Genomic DNA, 20,884 nt, shown 5'->3' with positions numbered 1-20,884 from the left:
GACCTCCGCGTCGACCGGGATCAGCACCGTGCAAAGTGGCGTGACCTCGCTGTCGACGGGTCTGAGCACGACCAACAGCAATGTGTCGAGCCTGTCGACCTCCGCGTCGACCGGGATCAGCACCGTGCAAAGTGGCGTGACCTCGCTGTCGACGGGTCTGAGCACGACCAACAGCAATGTGTCGAGCTTGTCGACCTCCGCGTCGACCGGTATCAGCACTGCACAAAGCGGTGTGACGTCGCTGTCCACTGGCTTGAGCACGACCAACAGCAACGTGTCGAGCCTCTCGACTTCTGCCTCGACCGGTATCAGCACGGTCCAGAGCGGCGTCGCCTCACTGTCCACGGGGCTGAGCACCACCAACAGCACCGTGAGCAGTCTGAGCACGTCGACCTCGACGGGCATCAGCACGGCTCAGAGCGGTGTCACTTCGTTGTCGACAGGCCTGTCGACGACGAACAGCAACGTGGGCAGTTTGAGCACGTCGGCGTCGACCGGCATCAGCACGGCGCAAAGCGGTGTCGCGTCGCTGTCCACTGGCTTGAGCACGACGAACAGCAATGTGAGCAGCCTGAGCACGTCCGCGTCGACTGGCATCAGCACCGCACAAAGTGGTGTGAGCTCGTTGTCCACGGGTTTGTCCACCACCAACAACAATGTGTCGAGCCTGTCGACCTCGGCGTCGACCGGCATCAGCACGGCGCAAAGCGGTGTCACTTCGTTGTCCACGGGTCTGAGCACCACGAACAGCAACGTGAGCAGCCTCAGCACGTCGGCCTCGACGGGCATCAGCACGGCGCAAAGTGGCGTGGCTTCGCTGTCGACGGGCCTGAGCACCACCAACAGCAACGTGGGTAGCCTGTCGACCTCGGCGTCGACCGGCATCAGCACGGCGCAGAGCGGTGTCACCTCGCTGTCCACGGGCCTGAGCACCACTAGCAGCAATGTGGGTAGCCTGTCGACGTCGGCCTCGACCGGTATCAGCACGGCACAAAGCGGTGTGACCTCGTTGTCCACGGGCTTGTCCACCACCAACAGCAATGTGTCCAGCCTCTCGACGTCTGCATCCACTGGGATCAGCACGGTCCAGAGCGGCGTGAGCTCGTTGTCGACGGGGCTGTCTACAACCAACAGCAACGTGTCGAGCCTGAGCACGTCGGCGTCGACAGGGATCAGCACGGCCCAGAGCGGTGTCACGTCGCTGTCCACCGGTCTTTCGACGACCAATAGCAACGTGAGCAGCCTGAGCACGTCGGCCTCGACGGGTATCAGCACGGCGCAAAGCGGTGTCAGCTCGCTGTCCACGGGCCTGAGCACCACGAACAGCAACGTGAGCAGCCTCAGCACGTCGGCTTCCACTGGCATCAGCACAGCGCAGAGCGGTGTCACCTCGCTGTCCACGGGTCTGTCCACGACGAATAGCAATGTGAGCAACCTGAGCACATCGGCTTCGACCGGGATCAGCACGGTGCAAAGCGGTGTCACCTCGCTGTCCACGGGTCTGAGCACGACCAACAGCAATGTTTCGAGCCTGTCGACCTCCGCGTCAACTGGGATCAGCACCGCGCAAAGTGGAGTGACCTCGCTGTCGACGGGGCTGTCGACGGGGTTGTCGACGACGAACAGCAACCTGGCGTCGTTGTCGACCCAAGAGTCCGCAGACGTGACCTCGTTGTCGACTGGCTTGAGTACCACCAACAGCAATGTATCGTCGCTTTCGACGGGCCTGAGTACGACGAACAGCAACGTGAGCAGCCTGAGCACGTCGGCTTCCACGGGCATCAGCACGGCTCAGAGCGGTGTCACTTCGCTGTCGACGGGCCTGAGCACCACGAACAGCAACGTGTCCAGCCTGAGCACCTCCGCGTCGACCGGCATCAGCACGGCACAAAGCGGTGTGGCCTCGCTGTCGACGGGTCTGTCGACGACGAACAGCAACGTGTTGAGTTTGTCGACCTCGGCTTCGACCGGCATCAGCACGGCGCAGAGCGGTGTCACGTCGCTGTCCACGGGCTTGAGCACGACGAACAGCAATGTGAGCAGCCTGAGCACGTCGGCGTCGACCGGGATCAGCACGGCGCAAAGTGGCGTGGCCTCGTTGTCGACCGGCCTGAGCACGACCAACAGCAATGTGTCTAGCCTGTCGACGACCGCATCCACTGGCATCAGCACGGTGCAGAGCGGCGTGGCTTCACTGTCGACAGGTTTGTCGACGACGAATAGCAATGTGAGCAGCCTGAGTACGTCGGCCTCGACGGGTATCAGCACCGCACAAAGCGGCGTCGCCTCGCTTTCCACGGGTCTGTCCACCACCAACAGCAACGTGTCGAGCCTGTCGACCTCCACGTCGACCGGCATCAGCACGGTGCAGAGCGGTGTGACTTCGCTGTCCACAGGCTTGAGCACGACCAACAGCAACGTGGGTAGCCTCTCGACGTCGGCGTCGACTGGCATCAGCACGGCGCAAAGCGGTGTGACCTCGCTTTCGACTGGTTTGTCGACGACGAACAGCAACGTGTCCAGCCTCTCGACGTCTGCATCCACTGGGATCAGCACGGTACAGAGCGGTGTCACTTCGCTGTCCACGGGTCTGAGCACCACCAACAGCAATGTGTCGAGCCTCTCGACCTCGGCCTCCACTGGCATCAGCACGGCACAAAGCGGTATCACCTCGCTGTCCACCGGCCTGTCCACCACCAACAGCAACGTGTCGAGCCTGTCGACTTCGGCGTCGACCGGAATCAGCACGGCCCAGAGCAGTGTGACCTCGCTGTCGACGGGCTTGAGCACGACCAACAGCAATGTGTCGAGCTTGTCGACCTCTGCGTCGACCGGCATCAGCACGGCGCAGAGCGGTGTCACGTCGTTGTCCACCGGCCTCAGCACGACGAACAGCAATGTGTCGTCGCTGTCGACGGGGCTGTCAACGCACACCTCGCAAATCGCCTCGCTGTCCACCGGTCTCTCGACGACGAACAGCAATGTGTCGAGCCTGTCGACCTCCGCGTCGACCGGTATCAGCACGGCACAGAGCGGTGTCACCTCGCTGTCTACCGGCCTGAGCACGACGAACAGCAACGTAAGCAGCCTGAGCACGTCCACGTCGACGGGCATCAGCACGGCACAAAGCGGTGTCGCCTCGCTGTCGACCGGTTTGTCGACGACGAATAGCAATGTGAGCAGTCTGAGCACGTCTGCCTCGACGGGCATCAGTACCGCGCAGAGTGGTGTCACTTCGCTGTCCACGGGGCTGTCGACAACGAACAGCAACCTGGCGTCGCTGTCGACCCAAGAGTCCACGGACGTGACCTCGTTGTCGACTGGCTTGAGTACCACCAACAGCAATGTGTCGAGCTTGTCCACCTCCGCGTCGACCGGCATCAGCACGGCGCAAAGCGGTGTGACCTCGCTTTCCACGGGCCTGAGCACCACCAACAGCAACGTCGGCAGCCTGAGCACGTCTGCGTCGACCGGGATCAGCACAGCCCAGAGCGGTGTGACTTCGCTGTCGACTGGTTTGTCGACGACGAACAGCAATGTATCCAGCCTCTCGACGTCTGCCTCCACTGGGATCAGCACGGTCCAGAGCGGCGTGAGCTCGTTGTCGACGGGGCTGTCCACAACCAACAGCAACGTGTCGTCGCTGTCGACATCGGCATCGACCGGTATCAGCACCGCGCAGAGCGGCGTCACTTCGTTGTCCACGGGCTTGAGCACGACGAACAGCAATGTGAGCAGCCTGAGCACGTCGGCGTCGACTGGAATCAGCACGGTCCAGAGCGGTGTCACCTCGCTGTCGACCGGTCTGTCCACGACGAACAGCAACGTGTCGAGCCTGTCGACTTCGGCCTCGACGGGCATCAGCACGGCACAAAGCGGTGTCAGCTCGCTGTCCACCGGCCTGTCCACCACCAACAGCAACGTATCGTCGCTGTCGACCTCGGCCTCGACCGGAATCAGCACGGTGCAGAGCGGTGTCACTTCGCTGTCCACCGGCCTGTCCACCACCAACAGCAACGTGTCGAGCCTCTCGACCTCGACGTCGACTGGTATCAGCACGGCCCAGAGCGGCGTGGCTTCGCTGTCGACTGGTTTGTCGACGACGAATAGCAACGTGGGTAGTTTGAGCACGTCTGCGTCCACCGGCATCAGCACGGCGCAAAGTGGTGTGACTTCGCTGTCCACGGGCCTGAGCACGACCAACAGCAATGTGGGTAGCCTCTCGACATCGGCTTCGACGGGGATCAGCACGGCCCAGAGCGGTGTCACCTCGTTGTCCACCGGCCTGTCCACGACGAACAGCAATGTGTCGAGTCTCTCGACCTCGGCCTCCACTGGGATCAGCACGGCACAAAGTGGTGTCACATCGCTGTCCACTGGCCTGAGCACCACCAACAGCAACGTGTCGAGCTTGTCGACCTCGGCCTCGACCGGAATCAGCACGGCACAAAGCGGCATCACCTCGCTGTCGACAGGTCTGAGCACCACGAACAGCAACGTGTCGAGCTTGTCGACCTCGGCGTCGACCGGAATCAGTACGGCCCAGAGCGGCGTGAGCTCGCTGTCGACGGGCCTGAGCACCACCAACAGCAATGTGTCGAGCCTCAGCACGTCGGCGTCGACCGGGATCAGCACGGTCCAGAGCGGTGTCACTTCGTTGTCTACGGGTCTGAGCACCACAAACAGCAATGTGTCGTCGCTGTCGACGGGCCTGAGCACGACGAACAGCAACGTGTCGAGCCTGTCGACCTCGGCTTCGACCGGGATCAGCACCGCACAAAGCGGTGTCACCTCGCTGTCCACGGGCCTCTCCACCACCCTCAGCAATCTGGCCTCGTTGTCCACGCAAGAGTCCACCGACGTCATGTCGCTGTCCACGGGCCTGTCCACCACGACCAGCAGCGTGAGCAGCCTCAGCACGTCCGCCTCGACGGGCATCAGTACCGCGCAGAGTGGTGTCGCTTCGCTGTCCACGGGCCTGAGCACCACCAACAGCAATGTGTCGAGTCTGTCGACTTCAGCGTCGACCGGGATCAGCACGGCACAGAGCGGTGTCACGTCGCTGTCGACCGGCCTGTCCACCACCAACAGCAATGTGTCGAGCCTGTCGACCTCCGCGTCGACCGGTATCAGCACAGCGCAGAGCGGCGTCACCTCACTGTCCACGGGCCTGTCCACGACCAACAGCAATGTGTCCAGCCTAAGCACGTCCGCCTCGACCGGCATCAGCACGGCGCAAAGCGGCATCACCTCGCTGTCTACGAGCCTCTCCACCACGGACAGCAACGTGAGCAGCCTGAGCACGTCGTCCTCGACTGCCATCAGTACCACGCAGAGCAATCTGACCTCGCTGTCCACCGGCCTTTCCACGACGAACAGCAACGTGAGCAGCCTGAGCACGTCGGCTTCGACGGGCATCAGCACGGCACAAAGCGGCATCACCTCGCTGTCGACCGGTCTGAGCACGACCAACAGCAATGTGTCGAGCTTGTCGACCTCGACCTCGACCGGCATCAGCGCGGTCCAGAGCGGGGTGGCTTCGTTGTCCACCAGCGTGGGTGCGGCTACGACAGGCGTCAGCTCCCTGTCCACGGGCCTGGCCTCCACCAACAGCACGGTGTCTGCGCTGTCGACCTCGACCTCGACCGCCATCAGCTCGGCGCAAAGCGGTGTCGCGTCGCTCTCCACGGGCCTCTCGAGCGCCAACAGCAGTGTGTCTTCGCTGTCGACGTCGACCTCGACGGGGATCAGCACGGCACAGGCCGGTGTCACCTCGCTGTCCACCAGCCTGGTTGCGACCAACAACAACGTCGCGTCGCTGTCCACCGCGACGCAGTCTCTGGTCCAACAGGCCAGCGCGGCGACCGCCATCAATGCCTCCACCCAGGGCGTCACGGTCGGCGGCGGTACCGGCGGCATGGTGCAGACCGCGGGGGCGACGTTCAACAACACGGCGCTGTCCACCGTCAACGCCGCCACCTGTACGCAGGCCAACGGGGCGGACGCCACGGCCGCCGGCCTGTGTGCGAGTGCTTCTGGCACAGGCGCCACGGCCCTGGGCAGCAACGCCCAGGCCGCCAGCACCAACACCACGGCGGTGGGCTTCCGCTCGGTCGCCACCTTCGCCGGGTCGGTCGCCATCGGCTACCAGGCCCAGGCCACCGCCGACCCGACCACCGCCATTGGTGCCAACTCGCTGGCCTCGGGCAACAACGCCGTGGCCCTTGGGGCGGGTGCCAGCGCCGTCGCAGACAACTCAGTTGCTCTTGGCGCCAACTCGGTGGCCACGCGGGCCAACACGGTGTCGGTCGGCACCGCCGGCAACGAGCGCCAGATCACCAACGTGGCCGCCGGTGTGATGCCCACCGACGCGGTGAACATGTCGCAGTTGAACGCCGTACAGACCCAGGTCAACAGCGTCGCCCGCAAGGCCTACGCGGGTATTGCCGGCGCCACGGCGCTGGCCATGATCCCCGAGCCCGATGCCGGCAAGAGCTTCTCGATCGGTCTGGGCACCGCCGGCTATCAAGGCTCGCAGGCTGTTGCGGTGGGCATTGCGGCCCGGATCTCCGCGAACATCAAGTTCAAGGCCGGCGCCGGTATCTCCGGCTCGGGCACCACGGTGGGCATGGGTGTCGCGTACCAGTGGTAATGCCGCAGTGGTCGTGCGGTAGGGCAGTAGCGCGGCAGGCAGACGCCGGCCCCCCACCTGGAGGAGGGGGACCGGCCCGCCAAGCCGCCGGATGAGCAACACGAGCAACACGAGCAACAAGTGGCGGGGCCGCATGGTCCCGCAGGCAGTACGCAGAGCCGCGCGGATCCACCGACGCGGCCAATGACGAACCAGGGTCAACGGGAGAAGTGGTTTATGCGAATCGGGATATCGGTGCTCACCCACGCGGGGCAGAGCCTTTGGGAGAACGGCATCTACCAGAACGTGCTGTTTCTGGCACGGGGCCTGCGGGCGCTGCCGTGGGTGGAGGAAGTGGTGCTGTTGGACTGCGGCGACCAGGCCGTGTTGCCTGCCGACGCGGCAGGGCTGGATTTCCGGGTCATGGCACCCCGCGCGGCCACGGAGCTCATCGATGTGGCCATCGAGATGGGCGGCGGGCTGTCCATCGAGTGGATCGACTACCTGCGCGCGCGCGGCAAGAAGGTCGTGTTTCACTGCTGCGGGCAGCCCTATGTGGCATTGCTCGAGCCTACCGTCTTCGGCACCAGCGGCTATGCCGCACGCGCGCAGCGCTGCGACGAAGTGTGGATCCTGCCCAAGGACCGGGCCTTCATGCCGATGCTGCGCACGCTGCACCGCTGCCCGGTGATCGAGGTCCCCTACCTGTGGGAGCCGGTGTTCCTGCAGCAGCGCATCGCGGCACTCGCCGAGCACGGTGTGCGCTTTGGCTACGAAGCCGAGCACCGGCCCACCGGCGGCCCCCGCGCCCTGCGCGTCGGCGTGTTCGAGCCCAACATCTCGGTCGTCAAGACCTGCACGGTGCCCACCCTCATCGCCGACGCCGCATACCGCGCCCAGCCCGAGAGCGTGGCCGCGCTGCACGTGCTCAACAGCGTGCAGATGCAGACCCACCCCACCTTCCGCTTCCTGATCGATTCGCTGGAACTCACCCGCGCGGGCAAGACCGTGCTCGAGCAGCGCCACGACTTCGTGGGCTACACCGGCCAGCACATCGACGCGGTGGTGAGCCACCAGTGGCAGAACCCGCAGAACTACCTGTATCTGGACGCGCTGTACGGCGGCTACCCCCTCGTCCACAACTCGCCGTGGCTGGAGGCGGGCTACGCCTACCCCGAGTTCGACATCCGCGCGGGCGCCATGTGCCTCATCCAGGCCGCCCACGGGCATGACGCAAACCTGCGGACCTACCGCGCCCAGGCCCAGGCCTTCCTCGCCCGGCTCTCGCCGCTGGCCCCGGCCAACGGCAGCGCGTATGCGCGGCGGCTGCTGGCCCTGACCTCGGCACGTGTGGAGGCCACAGCATGAAGACCCCTAAAAAACTCAAGGTGGGCGTGACGCTGTACCTGCGCGCCGGGCAGCAGTCGCTGTGGGAGAACGGCATTTTTCAGAACTGTTTCTTTCTGGTGATGCTGCTGCAGCGCTCGCCGCTGGTGCACAGCGTCTATCTCGTCAACGGCGGGGAGGGCAAGCCCGAGGAGGCGGGGGATTTCCTGGCCATGGCGCCGGCGCCGGTCATCGATCTGGCCACCGCCCAGGAACGCCTGGACGTGGTGATCGAGCTCTCCGCGCAGCTGAACCCGGACTGGGGCCGCGCCTTCCGCGCGCGCGGTGGGCGCATCGTCGGCATGCACGTGGCCAACGATTATGTGATCGACATCGAGCGCATGATCTTCAACCGCCCGCAGGGCATGCTCATCTCCGGCACGCCCTACCACACGGTGTGGACGCTGCCCGCCTTCGAGCGCACCTGCAAGAGCTACTACCAGCACGCCATGCGCGCGCCGGTGCAGGCCATGCCCCACCTGTGGGGGCCGCAGCTGCTGCAGCGCACCGCCGACCAAGCCCAGGTCGCCTTCGGCTACACGCCCGGGCGCTCGCGCTGGCGCCTGGCCGTGCTCGAGCCCAACATCTGCTCGGTCAAGACCTGCCACATCCCGCTGCTGGTGGCGGACCTCGCGCACCGGCAGGACGCCAGCCGCATCGAGCTGCTGCGTGCCTACAACACGCTGCACATGAAGGACAGCCCCGACTTCGTCAACTTCGCGCGTAGTTTGGATCTGGTGCGCCAGGGCAACGCCACCTTCGAGGGCCGCTGGCCGCTGTGGGAGGTCCTCACGCGCCAGGCCGACGCCATCGTCTCGCACCACTGGGAGAACGGACAGAACTACCTGTACTACGAGGCCCTGTACGGCGGCTATCCGCTCATCCACAACTCGGACTACCTGGACGGCTGCGGCTACCGCTACGACGACTTCGACTGCGAGCAGGGGGCGCTGGCCCTGCGCGAGGCACTGGCCACCCACGACGCACGCCTGCCCGATGTACGGCGCGACGCGCAGGCCTTGCTCGCCAAGCTCGACCCGCTGTCCGAGGCCAACGTGCGCACCTACACGGCCGCGCTGGAACAACTCTACGCCTGAGGCCCGCCATGCTCACACGATCGATCGCTCAGCGTGCACCCGGCCAGCCAGACCGGTCTGGCCCCAGGGCCTGGCGCGCCGCCCACCTCATCGCACTCAAGCTGGCCGCGGTGCTCGCCGTCCTGGGGCTCGCCCTGAGCGACGCCCTCGCGCAGAACCCGGCCCCCACGGTGCTGGCCAACGCCGCCCGCACGGTCGGCATCCGCCAGTGCTATTCGGCGGTCGAGCAGATCGCCGCCCGCGTGGTGGGCGCCGCGCCCCAGCAGGACGTGGTGCTGGACTGGGACCACGCGGCCCCGGATGCCGCGCCGTTCTTTGCGCTCTCGGGCTTTGTGGCGGGCGCCGGGCCCGAGGTCATGACGCTCGCGACCGTGCCGAACGAGCGCGGCACCTGCGCGGTGCTGGCCGAGCGCATCACCCCGAGCCCGCTGGCGTGCCCGGTGGTGGCCACGCGCGAGCTTGCCGGCTACCGCGGCACGGCGCTCGTGCCCGGCGTCCAGGTGTACGCCAACCCGAATCGTCCGCACGAGACGGTGACGCTCATTACGGCCAAGCCGGCCTGCCTGGTGCTGCGCCGCCAGGTCGAGTACCGCTGGCCGGGGGCGCCGCGCTAGGGGGGAGCAGAACACCACGCAGTACCCAGCCACACCTAAAAAAAAGCAAACAAACAAACAAGCGGGGGTGTCCTCAGGACCCCCAGAGCAACAGGGTAAGGGGAGCAGGATCATGCAGCAGCACACCGCCGCCGGGCAGCCGGCGGGGCTTCGAATTGGCATCACCGTTGGCTTGCGCGAATCGGGCGAGAGCCTGTGGGTCAACGGCATCAAGCAGAACGCGCTGTACCTGGCGAAGCTTTTTATGCACTCGCCACGCGCGCACCGGGTCACGCTTGTCAACACCACCGGGCCCGTGTCCGAGGTGCCGTGGGACGCGCAGCAGTTTCCCGTGGACACCTTCGAGGCGTGCAAGGACCGCCTGGACGTGCTCATCGAGCTGGGTGGCCAGGTGAGCGAGGCGCAGACCCGCTACCTCAAGGCGCGCGGCACCAAGCTCGTGAGCTACTGCTGCGGCGCCGAGTACGTGCAGAACATCGAGGCCATGATTTTTGGGCGGCCCCTGCACCGGGACCTGTTCATCAACCAGGGCTATGACGACATCTGGGTGATTCCGCAGGTCATGCAGACCAGCGCCGGGTTCTTCAGCACGCTGCGCCGGCGTGCCGTGCGCGAGGTGCCCTTCGTGTGGGACCCGATGTGCCTCACGCAGGTCGCCGCCAGCCTCCCCGAGGCGGGCGAGTACCGCCCGCGCGCGGGCGCCAAGCGCGTCGCGATCATGGAGCCGAACTTCGACGTGCTCAAGTTCTGCCTCTACCCGATGCTCATCGCCGAGCAGGCCTACCGCGCCGCGCCCGCGTCCATCGCGCACGTGAGCGTCACGAGCGCCGAGCACCTGGCACGCCACAGCCCCGAGTTCATCGGCGTGGCGCAGTACCTGGACCTCGTGCGCGATCACAAGATCACCTTCGTGGGCCGCTACGACACGCCACCGTTTCTCGCCCAGTACGCCGACGTGGTGGTCTCCCACCAATGGGACAACCCACTGAACTACTTCTACTTCGACGTGTGCTGGCAAGGCTATGCGCTGGTGCACAACGCGCGGCTGTGTGCGTCGCTTGGCTACTACTACCCCGAGCACAACGTGGAGGCGGGCGCGGCGCGCCTGCGCGAGGCGATCGCGCACACCGACGCCGGATGGGAGGACTACCGGCGCACGCAGCGCGCGCGCCTCGCCCCGTTTCTGGCCACCGACCCGGCGCGCATCGCGCATTACGACGCACTACTCGATGCGCTCCTGGGGGCGCATCGGCAGACCGAGGCCCAGGCATGGGGCCGTTTATTCAAGGGGACTGAGGCATGAAGACAACACGCGAATGGATCTTTGTGGCCGTGCTGGTGAGCGCGGCGGTGGGGGCAGCGCTGCTGCAGGCCGGGGACGCACTCTCCGAGCCCGTGCAGCGGGCGGCGATCAGCGCGCCCATGACCGCCAGTGCAGCCGCGGGCAACGGTGCGGCCGCGGCCGTGGTGCAGATCAACGGCGTGCCGCTTGCGCGCAGCACGCTGGAGCAGGCGGTGGCCGCCAGCGGCCAGCCCGATACGCCAGCGCTGCGTGCCGCGGTTCAGGAGCGCCTGGTCACGCGCGAGCTGCTGCGCCAGGCGGCCGTGGCCGCCAAGCTCGGCGACGCCCCCGAGGTGCAGCGCGCGGTCGAGCAGGTACGTGTGGACACGCAGATCCGCCTGTACCTGGAGCGAGAACTGCACCCGGCACCGGTCAACGACGCGCAGGTGCGCGAGCGCTATGACGCGTCGGTCGCGGAGCTGGGGCCCGTCGAGTACAAGCCGAGTCTGATCGGCGTGGTCGACGAGGCGCATGCGCGCGAGGTGATGGCGATGCTCAAGACCGGCGTCCCCTTCGACGTGGTGGCCCGCCAGAAGAGCCTGGCCCCCAGCCGCGGCGTGGGCGGGGAGCTGCCGTGGGTGAGCTTCAGGACGCCGCTGCGCGAGGGCCACACCATGGGCCTGGTGCTGCCGCTGGCACAACTGCTCACCACGATGAAGGTGGGGGAGGTGGCGCAACTGCCGGTGCGTGACGGCATCGCGGTGGTGCGCCTAGACGCCAAGCGTCCCACCTACGTGGTGCCGTTCGATGTCGCGCAGGGGCTGGCGCGCCAGGAACTGCAGACCCAGGAGCGTAACGCGGCGCTGGCGAGCCTGGTGCGGCGCCTGCGCGATCAGGCGGTGTTGACCCAGTAGCACGGGCACCGCGGGTGAAGGCAACGAAGCGGCCGCCAGAGCCGCATGAAGGGCGGATCCGGGGAACCGGTCAGGGAGGCCCTTGGGGAGGATGGAAATGCAACACGTGCAAGAGATCGAGTTCAACGGGGTGTCGGTGCAGCGCCCGCCCGCCGACATGGTGATGCGCCTCGCGCTGGCGCCACAGTTCGATGGCCCGCTCGCGCAGGCCTTGAGCGGCTACCGCACGCCCGCGCCGTGGCTGGCGTGGCTCGTGCAGCGGCGCTGGTGCGAGCGCGTGGCGGGCGAGGACCGCGTGCGCTACGTCTGGGCGCAACGCGTGCGGCGGCGCCTGCGGGCGCGGGCGCGCGCAGTGATGGTGCCCGCCTACCTGTGTGAGCTCGAACAGGCCGCGCTGCAGGCACTGGAGCAGGCTGGCCTGATCGAGGCGGCGCTCACGGGCTATCTGGAGCAGCAGGACTGGACGCTCGCGACCGCCTTGGTGGTGCGCCACGCCCAGCGCCTGGGGGTGCCCGCGCGCGCCGCGGCGACACTCGCGCTGCTCGAGCGCATCCCCGCCGCCTACCGGCATGCGGACCCGGCGCTCGCCGAGCTTGAGGGCGCCTGTGCGCTGTATGTGAACGCCCGCCGTGCGCAACGCGCCTTTGCCGCGTGCGCCAGCGCCGAGCCGGCGCAGAGCGACCCCGAGACCATGCTGGTGCGCTACGCAGCCTACCTGTCCACCTCGACGCTGCTGCTGCGCATGCCGCCCGCACCCGCCACGCTTAGGGCGGTACTGGGACCCACGCTGGGACACAGTTCGGCAGCGGGGCCTGTCTCCAGCCCCCGCGCGCGTCTCGCGCAGGGCACCGTGCTGCTGTACGCGGCCTGGTCCGAGCCCGTCCCGAGCGCGCGCCTGGCCCGCGCCCTGGTCGAGCTCGAGCGCCTGGCGCCACGCGAGCGCGATCCGCGCGCGCGCATGCAGGCCGCCATTGCCGTGCTCATCACCCTGTGCGCGGCCGGCCAGTTCGAGCGCGCAAGGCTCTTTGCGCGGGCCGTGGAGTCGACCCTGGCGCAGGAGGGCACCCAGGCCAGTGTGCCGGCCCTGCACGCGGCCGGCTGGAGCTTTGCGCGCCTGCTGCTGGCGCTTGCCGCCGGCTGCCCGCAGACCGCCCCCGATGCGTTGCCGACCGACGTGCCGACCGACGTGCCCACCGAGCTGGCGCAACGCCTGCAGGCGTTGCTGCAGGCACCGGGCCTGGCCCGCTTGAGCGGCTGCGTGCACCTCGCGCAAGCGGGCGTGGCGCTCGGCGCGGGCGACCTGGCGCTCGCGCGCGCGCGGCTCGATACCTATCCGGGGCGCGCGCGCTGCACCAGCGTCCTGCGCCAGGCGCTGTACGAGATTGCCGAGGCGTGGCTCGCGCTGCGCAGCGGCCAAACGGCCGAGGCACTCGCCCACAGCCAGGCCGCCCAGGCCTTGTTGCCCGTGCAGGACAGCGTGGTGCGCGCGGTGGCCGCGCTCACCCACGCCCATACGCTGGCCTGCAACGAGCCGGCCGGCGCGGTGGGTTCGGCAGGGGCCGTGGGTGTTGCAGGTACGGTGGGTGGAGCCGGCGCCATCGGTGCAATCAGTGCAATCAGTGCAGTCGGCGCTTGGTTCAGCTTCCACGCGGGCCTGGTGGAGGCCCATGCGGCGCGTGCGCGCGCGGATGCCACCGCCTTGCGCGCCGCGCTGATCCGCGCCTGGGGCGCGGCACGGCGCGAGCAGATCGTGGCGGCGCCCTTGTTCTGGACCCCCGAGGCGTTTGCCGAGCTGTGCCTGGATGCGCTCGATGCCGACATCGAGGCCCCCTTCGTGCGCGCGCTCGTGCGCCGCCTGGGGCTGCCCGCGCCGGGCGCGCGCTCCACCGCGAACTGGCCGTGGGCGGTCAAGATCACCACGCTCGGGGTGTTCGCGATCTGGCTCGACGGCGAGTCGGTGTCCTTTACCGGCAAGGTGCAGCGCCGGCCCTTGGAACTGCTCAAGGCCATCGTTGCGCACGGCGGCAAGAACGTCGATGTGCCGGCGCTCGCCGCCATGCTCTGGCCCGATGCCACCGGTGGCTCGGCCCACAGCTCGTTTGACATCACCCTGCACCGGCTGCGGCGCATGCTGGTGTGCCCCGACGCCGTGCTGATCGGCGACCGGCGCGTGACGCTCAACCCGCAGCGCGTGTGGGTCGACACGGCGGAGTTCTCGCGCCTGATTAACGGCGCGCTGGACCAGTTGGTGGCGTGCGCCGCGCAGGCGCCGGGGCCCGAGCTCATCCGCACCGCGCACTGGGTCCTGGATCTGTACGGCGCGGACTTCCTGCACCGCGAGGAGGTCGCGCCCTGGCTCATCACCGCCCGCGACAAACTGCGCAGCCTCTGGCTGCGCTTCGTGACAGGCCTGGGCTCGCTCCTGTGCGCGCATGCGCGCCACGACGAGGCCATCGCCTTCTATCAGCGCGCGCTCGAGAGCGATCCGCTCGCCGAGGAGCTCTACCGCCAGCTGATGCTCTGCTACCAGTACGCCGGGCGCTACGCCGAGGCCGCCAGCGTCTATCGCCGCTGCCGCGACATGCTCTCCATCATGCTCGGCATCACGCCGGCCGAGCGGACCACCGGGGTCTTCAAGCAGTGCCTGGCCCAGATCGAACCCCGCGATGGCTTGCGCTGACGCGGCCCCCAAGATGTCGACCCCGATGCCAGCCCCAGATACCACTCGACCCCCCTTGGACCCGAGGAGCGGCCCCATGCCGATTGTGATGACCGACGAGCGCGCGCAGCACTGGCTCACCTTCCTGCGCTCGGCCGCCGCCACCCCGCAGGCGCTGCGCGCCCCGCAACTGCGCGCCGCGCACATCCTGTACCCGCTCGATCCGCCCAGCGTCATCGACGTGATCGACCTCTGGCTGGGCGCCGAGCGCGTGGCGCCGGCCGACGAGCTCGCCGAGCTCATGGTCACGCTCTACCCAGAGCAGGCCGGGGCCTGGTTCTGCCGCGGCTATGTGCTGCAGCGCCAGCACCAGCACGCGCAGGCGCTGGCTATGTATGAGCGTGCCCGCATGCTGGATGCCAATTATCCGAGCCTGCGCAACAACATGGCGGCCGCGCTGCGCTTTGGCGCAGGAGACATCGAGCGCGCGCTCGCGCTCTGGGAGGAGGCCGTGCACGTCGATCCGTGCGACGCCAAAGCGTGGATCAACCTGGCCGGCGCCTATCGCGAATGCGGTGAACTCGCCCGCGCCCTGGAGGCGGGCGCCCAGGCCGTGATGCTGGCCCCGGACGACCCGCTGGCGCTCAACAACGCCGCGCTCGCGCTCAAGGAGGCCGGCCGCTGGGAGCAGGCCCTCGCCCTGAGCCTGCGCGCCGCGCGCTTCGGTCCCCAGGACCCCGCGATCCAGTTCAACCTCGCCCTCATGCATCTTGTGCTGGGCGACTACGACCAGGGCCTGCCGCTGTACGAGGCGCGCTGGGAGGGCAGCACCGAACTCGCGGGCCACCGTCCGGCACTCCTGGCGCCACCGTGGCACGGCGAGCCCCTGCAGGGCAAGACCTTGCTGCTGTGGGGCGAGCAGGGCATGGGCGACATTCTGCAGTTCTGCCGCTACGTGCCCCTGCTGGCCCAGGTCGTGCACGCCCAGGGTGGGCGCCTCGTCTGGAACACCGCACCCACTGCGATGCGCCTCTTTGCGCGCGCCTTCGGTGCGCACGTGGATGCGCTCGTCACCGGTGGCCAGGAAAGTCTGCCGCGCTACGACTACGAGATCGGCCTGCTGAGCCTGCCCCTGTGGGCGGAAACGCGCCCGGACACGATTCCCAGCCCCGGGCCGTACCTGCACGCCGACCCGGCCGCCGTGCCGGCCTGGCGCGCGCGCTTCGCAGCAGAGCCACGTCTGAAGGTCGGCCTCGTCTGGACCGGCAGCGCCGGCCACGCGCGCAACCCGTTTCGCTCCGTGCCGCTGGAGGCGCTTGCCGCCAAGCTTGCCCCCCTGCAAACCGACGTGGCCTTCTACAGCCTGCAGATGGGCGCTGGCGACGAACTCGCACCGCTGGCGGCCGAGGGCTTCGCGATCGCAGACCTCACCACCGGGTGGACCGATTTTGAGGACACGGCGGCCTGCCTCGAGGCGCTCGATGTGGTGATCACCGTCTGCACGTCGGTGGCACACCTGGCTGGGGCGCTCGGACGCCCCACCTGGGTGCTGCTCGACCAGAACCCCCATTGGGTCTGGGGCCTCGCGCGCGAGGACTGCCCCTGGTATGCGAGCGCACGGCTCTTTAGGCAGCCGGCCTTCGGCCGCTGGGACAGCGTGCTCGATGCGGTGGCCGCGGCCCTCACCGAACGTGTCGCACAACCCCCAGCGCCCGGTGAAGCCACCCCTACCGCTTCGCCCCCAGGCGAGGCCGATCCCCAGAATGGAGTGTCCGTATGAACACCGCCGAACGCGCCGACCAACTGATGTTCAGCTTCGCGCTGAGCGTGGCCATCACCCTGGTGACCACCGTCGCCCTGGACACCCTCTTGCCGTGGCTCTTTAAAGACCTGCAGATCGATCGGGTCGAGTTCGGCTTGATCGCCGCCATCGTCTCGGTGCTGCTGAGCCTGGTGGTGCCGTGGACCGTGCGCAGCCTCGGGGCCACCCACAGCCGCACGCTGCGTGACGCCCTGCGCGAGCCCCACCCGGACGATCTGCAATCGACCTGGCACGCCCAGGCCCTGGGCATCCTGATCGGCCTGTGGATCGGCCTGGGGTTGCTCGCCACCCTGGGCTGGGGCCTTTGAGCGCCGCCGCTGACTGGATACCTGGCATGACGCTGAATCTGTTGAATACGCAGCCGCCCCCCGTGGATCTGGGCATTCTGGTGTACGTCGACCACCAACCCCACGCGCTCGAGGAGTTTGGCTGGCTCTACAAGAGCCTGCTGTTCTCGGGGCTCTTCGAGCGCGCGCGCGTGATCGCCGTGTGCCATCCGCAGATCGCCCACGCCTTGCCTGAGCACCCCGGCGTTCAGGTGATCCCGAGCGAGCCGTACGCCCACACCCACGCCGAGTGGGCCGGCTACGGCTACATCAACTCGGTGGCCAACCTGTGCGCGCCGCAGGTGCTCGAGGCCTGCCAGGACACGGCCTATCTGCTCAAGACCGATTGCGACACGTTCGTGACGCGGGCGCTGGGCTCTTTCCGGCCCAGCGGCCTGTGTTTTGGCTTCGGCGGCTACGCCTACGAAGAGGACGTGCGGCGCACGCTCAGCGCCTACAGCGCCCGCTACGGCTTCGCGCACAGTGGCCTGCACAACGTGGGCGCCTCCGTGCTCGGTCCCACCGTCATGGTGAGCCAGTTCCTGCAGACGCAGATGACGTTCTGCACGCGGCTGCTGCAGGACGCCTTCGCCGATGGCCCCGGCACCTGGCCCGGCTGGTGCAAGGCCGTGCTCACCATGTACGCGGGAGAGTTGGCGCTGCGCGCCACCTACCCCCAGCAGTGCTCGCTCGGGTTGTTGGACCATTTCCCGTCCGGCGCGAGGACGCTGGCCAGCGACGTGCTCCACATCCACGCCTGGCACACCGCCGACTACTGGTCCAAGCACGATGACCGGGCCGGCAAGTACGCGCACATGCCCCGCGAAGCCATCGATCCCAGCACGCTCGGCGGCTACTGCCACTACCTCGCGTGCGCGAGCGCCGACGAGATCGCCGCGCAGGCCGGCACCCGCCATGCGCGACACCCAACCCAGGCCCCTGCGGGCGCGCCTGAGATCAACCCTTTGGAGAATGAAATGAACGCGTCCCACCCGTGAACGTAGGCGCAAATGAAGGCGGATCCTCATGGGCCAACCGCATCGATGTGCCCAGGTGGACAAGGCAAGCATTTCCCGGCAACCGGAGGCGCCAATGACGAATCGGACGGCAGTGGGTGTGGATATCGCGAAGGTGGTCTTTCAAGTGCACTACATCGACCAGGAGACGGGCGAGATCGTGAACAAGCCGCTCAAGCGCGCGAAATTCCTTGAGCACTTCGCGAACCGGGCACCGTGCCTGATCGGGATGGAAGCGTGTGGTGGCGCGCAGCACTGGGCCAGGCAACTCACGAAGCTGGGGCATCAGGTCAATCTGATGCCGGCGCAGTTCGTCAAAGCATTCAACATCCGCAACAAGAACGACGCGGCAGACGCGCGGGCGATTTGGCTGGCGGTGCAGCAGTCGAGCAAGCCGGTGGCGGTGAAGACGGAGATGCAGCAGGCGATGTTGGCGCTGCACCGAATGCGCGAGCAGTTGGTAAGGTTCCGCACGATGCAGATCAATGGGCTACGCGGGTTGCTCGCGGAATACGGCGAGGTGATGAGCAAGGGGCGGGAGAAGCTGAACAAGGAGATTCCGGCCGTGCTTGAACGGATCGCAGACCGCCTGCCTGCGGTGCTCGTCGATACGCTGCGTGAGCAGTGGAATGGGCTAGCGAAGCTGGATGAGCAGATAGCACAGATCGAGTGTCGCATGCGCGAGTGGAAGAAGGAAGACAAGGCGGTGAGGGCGATCAGCGCGATTCCCGGCGTCGGACTCCTGACGGCGACGGCGGCCGTCGCGATGATGGGCGATCCGAAGGCGTTCGGTTCGGGGCGGGAGTTTGCGGCATGGGCTGGCCTCGTGCCGAAGCAGACGGGCTCGGGAGGCAAGGTGAACCTGCACGGGATCAGTAAGCGGGGCGACACATACCTGCGCACGCTGCTGATCCACGGCGCGCGCAGCGTGCTGACGCGTGCGAAGGAGCACGGCCCGTGGGTCGAACAGATCAGGAAGCGGCGACCAGCGAATGTGGTGGTGGTTGCCCTGGCCAACAAAATGGCGCGCACGATCTGGGCGCTACTGGCCCATGACCGGCCGTACCAGAAGGACTACGTGAGCGCAAAATCGGCTTGAACGGTGAGCGCCACGCGGAAGATCAACGTTTAATTTGATACAGGGTGAACGTCGAAAGGTTGCGTTGGCAATCGTGAGTGATGACAAACCAGGTCGGACCGGGACTCGCTAAACCTGAATCACATCCAGAGCCTCGAGCTCGCTTGGAGAGTGAGGCGCGAGTCAGCGAATTTCATAGGGGCCTGCAGCGACAACACCGGCTGCAACAAGGCCGGATATAGAGCTGCAGCCCATCCTGTCAGTCGGAACACACGAGAAACTTGCGCAAACGGGACGCGTTCATATAGATGTAATGCCGTTTTCTAGTGATGCCTTCGATGAGGTCACCCGCGCCGTGCTGGGAACACTTGCACCCACGCGCGTGCTCGATATCGGCTGTGGTGCCGGCAAGTACGGCCACCTGGTGCGGCAGGTGCTGCCTGACTGCGTGGTGGAAGGGGTCGAGATCGAGCCGTCCTACGTCGAGTCCTTCGGGCTCAATGCGCTGTACTCGACCGTGCACCTGATGAGCGCGACCGAGATCCCGCAGCGGATGGTCGATGAGCACTTCGATGTGGCCATCATTGGCGACTGCATCGAGCACCTGCCCAAGTCCGCCGGACTCGATCTGTTGAATTTCCTCACCTACCGCGCGGCCTACACCATCCTCGTGCTGCCCGAGGCGGCGATCCAGAACACGGTGGATAACGTGCTCTCCGAAGCCCACGTCTCGGTGTGGTCCGAGCGCGACTTCGCCTGGCATGACAACTGGGCCTGGGCGCAGGTCTGGCAGATGCAGTACTACCTCTTGCGCGGCTATCTGCCCGCGCGCACGAGCCTGGCTGACCTGATTGCCAACCTGCACCGCCGTCAGATGCAGCTGCGCTACGACACCGTGCAGGCGCCGCTGGCTTTGACCCACGTCAACCACACCAAGATCGTGCCCACCGAGGACGGCGGTGGGGTGTATTGGCGTGTGCAATAGGAGCCGCGCCTGCCATGGAATCCACTGACCTCTGTGCTGAGCTCGAGGCGGCGTTTGCGCCCCCGTTGCTTGCGCTGCTCGCTGATCGCTTTGGGTTGGCGCCGGACATGCTGCGCACGGTGATCGCCCAAGCGGCGCCTATGCTGGTGGCCGCCCTGATGGCGGCTGGCGCCACGCGCGAGGGTGCCGCTCGGCTGTTTGCCGTGATCCGCTCGCCGCAGGCCAACGCGCGCGTGCAGCGCTATCTGCCGCAGCTCGTGGCGACCACGGCCGGTCTCAAGGCCCTGGAGAACACGGGTCAGTTCCTGCTGGAGCGGGGGACCCAGGTGACGCTGGCCGCCTTGAGCGATCGGGTGGCCAGCCGCACGGGCGTGCCACGCCAGGCCACGCATGCGTTGACGGGCTTGAGTGCCGCGGTGCTGTTGGGTTGCGTCAAGCACGACGTGCTGGTCGATCAGGCGACGGTTGCGAGCTTGCCGGTACGGCTGACGAACCAGTGGCCGCGCGTGGCGCCGCAGTTGGATGATGCGCTGGCCCGTGCGCTGGGGGCCGAGAATGCGCGAGCATTCGGCAATACGGTGCCGGCGCAACTGCGGATTTTGGGCGGGGCGCTCAAGCGCGAGGTGCACCCGCAGGCCGCACCGGCCCAGGTGCCGACCGAACCGGTGGCTCCAGTTGGGCGGCCGAGGAGCGCGCGCCGGCAATTGTGGTGGTCGGTGGGCCTGCTGGCGCTGTTACTGGCGGGGGCGCTGGTGTATGCGCAATGGCATCACGGACCGGCAGGCGTGGCCGCGCTTGCGCAGCGGGCCGCCAGGATGGCTGCGCAGTGGGGAGGCTCGGGGGAGATACGGTTGCGTCCGTGAGGACATCCGCCTGCGGCACCAGATTCGCATCGCGTTGCCTTATTCAAGGCACGGCTACCGATCAGCCTTACTGACGACCACGAGCTTTTACCCTTGAGCAGATGCCGACGCACCGGTGCAGTTCTGCTAGTGCGGAACTGCCGATCAGGATCGTTGGTTCGGCTCTGTAGAGATGTGCTTGACCGGATCGTCCTGTTCAGTAGCGCTCTCC

Annotated in this window: 13 protein-coding genes and 1 pseudogene; all 14 read left to right on the top strand. The window is 67.2% G+C overall.

Translation table 11 applies throughout. The features are described from left to right. Positions 1-5,839: pseudogene (locus R2N16_RS25585) on the top strand (beta strand repeat-containing protein); the annotation flags it as partial. Between the two features lie 78 nt (positions 5,840-5,917). Further along, positions 5,918-6,652 carry a YadA family autotransporter adhesin gene (locus R2N16_RS24465; RefSeq protein ID WP_428984167.1) on the top strand — a complete coding sequence of 245 codons (735 nt, stop codon included), beginning with the start codon at positions 5,918-5,920 and terminating at the stop codon, positions 6,650-6,652. 216 nt (positions 6,653-6,868) lie between these two features. Beyond that, positions 6,869-7,999, top strand: coding sequence for a DUF2827 family protein (locus R2N16_RS24460; RefSeq protein WP_316669469.1), 1,131 nt, complete (start codon positions 6,869-6,871; stop codon positions 7,997-7,999). Further along, on the top strand, positions 7,996-9,114 hold the full coding sequence (locus tag R2N16_RS24455; protein WP_316669468.1) for a DUF2827 domain-containing protein: 1,119 nt from the start codon (positions 7,996-7,998) through the stop codon (positions 9,112-9,114). The genes R2N16_RS24460 and R2N16_RS24455 overlap by 4 nt, the downstream gene beginning before the upstream one ends. Positions 9,115-9,122: 8 nt before the next feature. Then, positions 9,123-9,728, top strand: coding sequence for a hypothetical protein (locus R2N16_RS24450; RefSeq protein WP_316669466.1), 606 nt, complete (start codon positions 9,123-9,125; stop codon positions 9,726-9,728). 112 nt (positions 9,729-9,840) lie between these two features. After that, positions 9,841-11,031, top strand: a complete 1,191-nt coding sequence (locus R2N16_RS24445; protein ID WP_316669464.1) for a DUF2827 domain-containing protein — start codon at positions 9,841-9,843, stop codon at positions 11,029-11,031. Next, entirely contained in the window at positions 11,028-11,924 is an 897-nt protein-coding gene (locus R2N16_RS24440) for a peptidyl-prolyl cis-trans isomerase (RefSeq protein WP_316669463.1), read from the top strand. Before R2N16_RS24445 ends, R2N16_RS24440 begins: the two co-directional genes overlap by 4 nt. A 97-nt stretch (positions 11,925-12,021) precedes the next feature. Further along, positions 12,022-14,604: an ATP-binding protein gene (locus R2N16_RS24435; RefSeq protein WP_316669461.1), complete on the top strand. Its 2,583-nt coding sequence runs from the start codon at positions 12,022-12,024 to the stop codon at positions 14,602-14,604. A gap of 76 nt (positions 14,605-14,680) precedes the next feature. Beyond that, on the top strand, positions 14,681-16,363 hold the full coding sequence (locus R2N16_RS24430; RefSeq protein ID WP_316669459.1) for a tetratricopeptide repeat-containing glycosyltransferase family protein: 1,683 nt from the start codon (positions 14,681-14,683) through the stop codon (positions 16,361-16,363). Continuing rightward, positions 16,360-16,713, top strand: coding sequence for a hypothetical protein (locus R2N16_RS24425; RefSeq protein ID WP_316669457.1), 354 nt, complete (start codon positions 16,360-16,362; stop codon positions 16,711-16,713). The genes R2N16_RS24430 and R2N16_RS24425 overlap by 4 nt, the downstream gene beginning before the upstream one ends. A gap of 26 nt (positions 16,714-16,739) precedes the next feature. Continuing rightward, positions 16,740-17,729: a DUF7164 domain-containing protein gene (locus R2N16_RS24420; RefSeq protein WP_316669455.1), complete on the top strand. Its 990-nt coding sequence runs from the start codon at positions 16,740-16,742 to the stop codon at positions 17,727-17,729. 94 nt (positions 17,730-17,823) lie between these two features. Continuing rightward, positions 17,824-18,846 carry an IS110 family RNA-guided transposase gene (locus R2N16_RS24415; protein WP_316669479.1) on the top strand — a complete coding sequence of 341 codons (1,023 nt, stop codon included), beginning with the start codon at positions 17,824-17,826 and terminating at the stop codon, positions 18,844-18,846. Between the two features lie 292 nt (positions 18,847-19,138). Then, positions 19,139-19,810, top strand: coding sequence for a methyltransferase domain-containing protein (locus tag R2N16_RS24410; protein ID WP_316669453.1), 672 nt, complete (start codon positions 19,139-19,141; stop codon positions 19,808-19,810). A 14-nt stretch (positions 19,811-19,824) separates the two neighbouring features. After that, on the top strand, positions 19,825-20,673 hold the full coding sequence (locus R2N16_RS24405) for a DUF937 domain-containing protein (protein WP_316669451.1): 849 nt from the start codon (positions 19,825-19,827) through the stop codon (positions 20,671-20,673). Positions 20,674-20,884 lie beyond the last annotated feature (211 nt).

This window comes from Ralstonia psammae, from assembly GCF_958405935.1.
GTDB classification, from domain to species: domain Bacteria; phylum Pseudomonadota; class Gammaproteobacteria; order Burkholderiales; family Burkholderiaceae; genus Ralstonia; species Ralstonia psammae.
The sequence above is the reverse complement of the archived record's forward strand: the minus strand, read 5'-3'. Positions and strand labels throughout refer to the sequence as shown.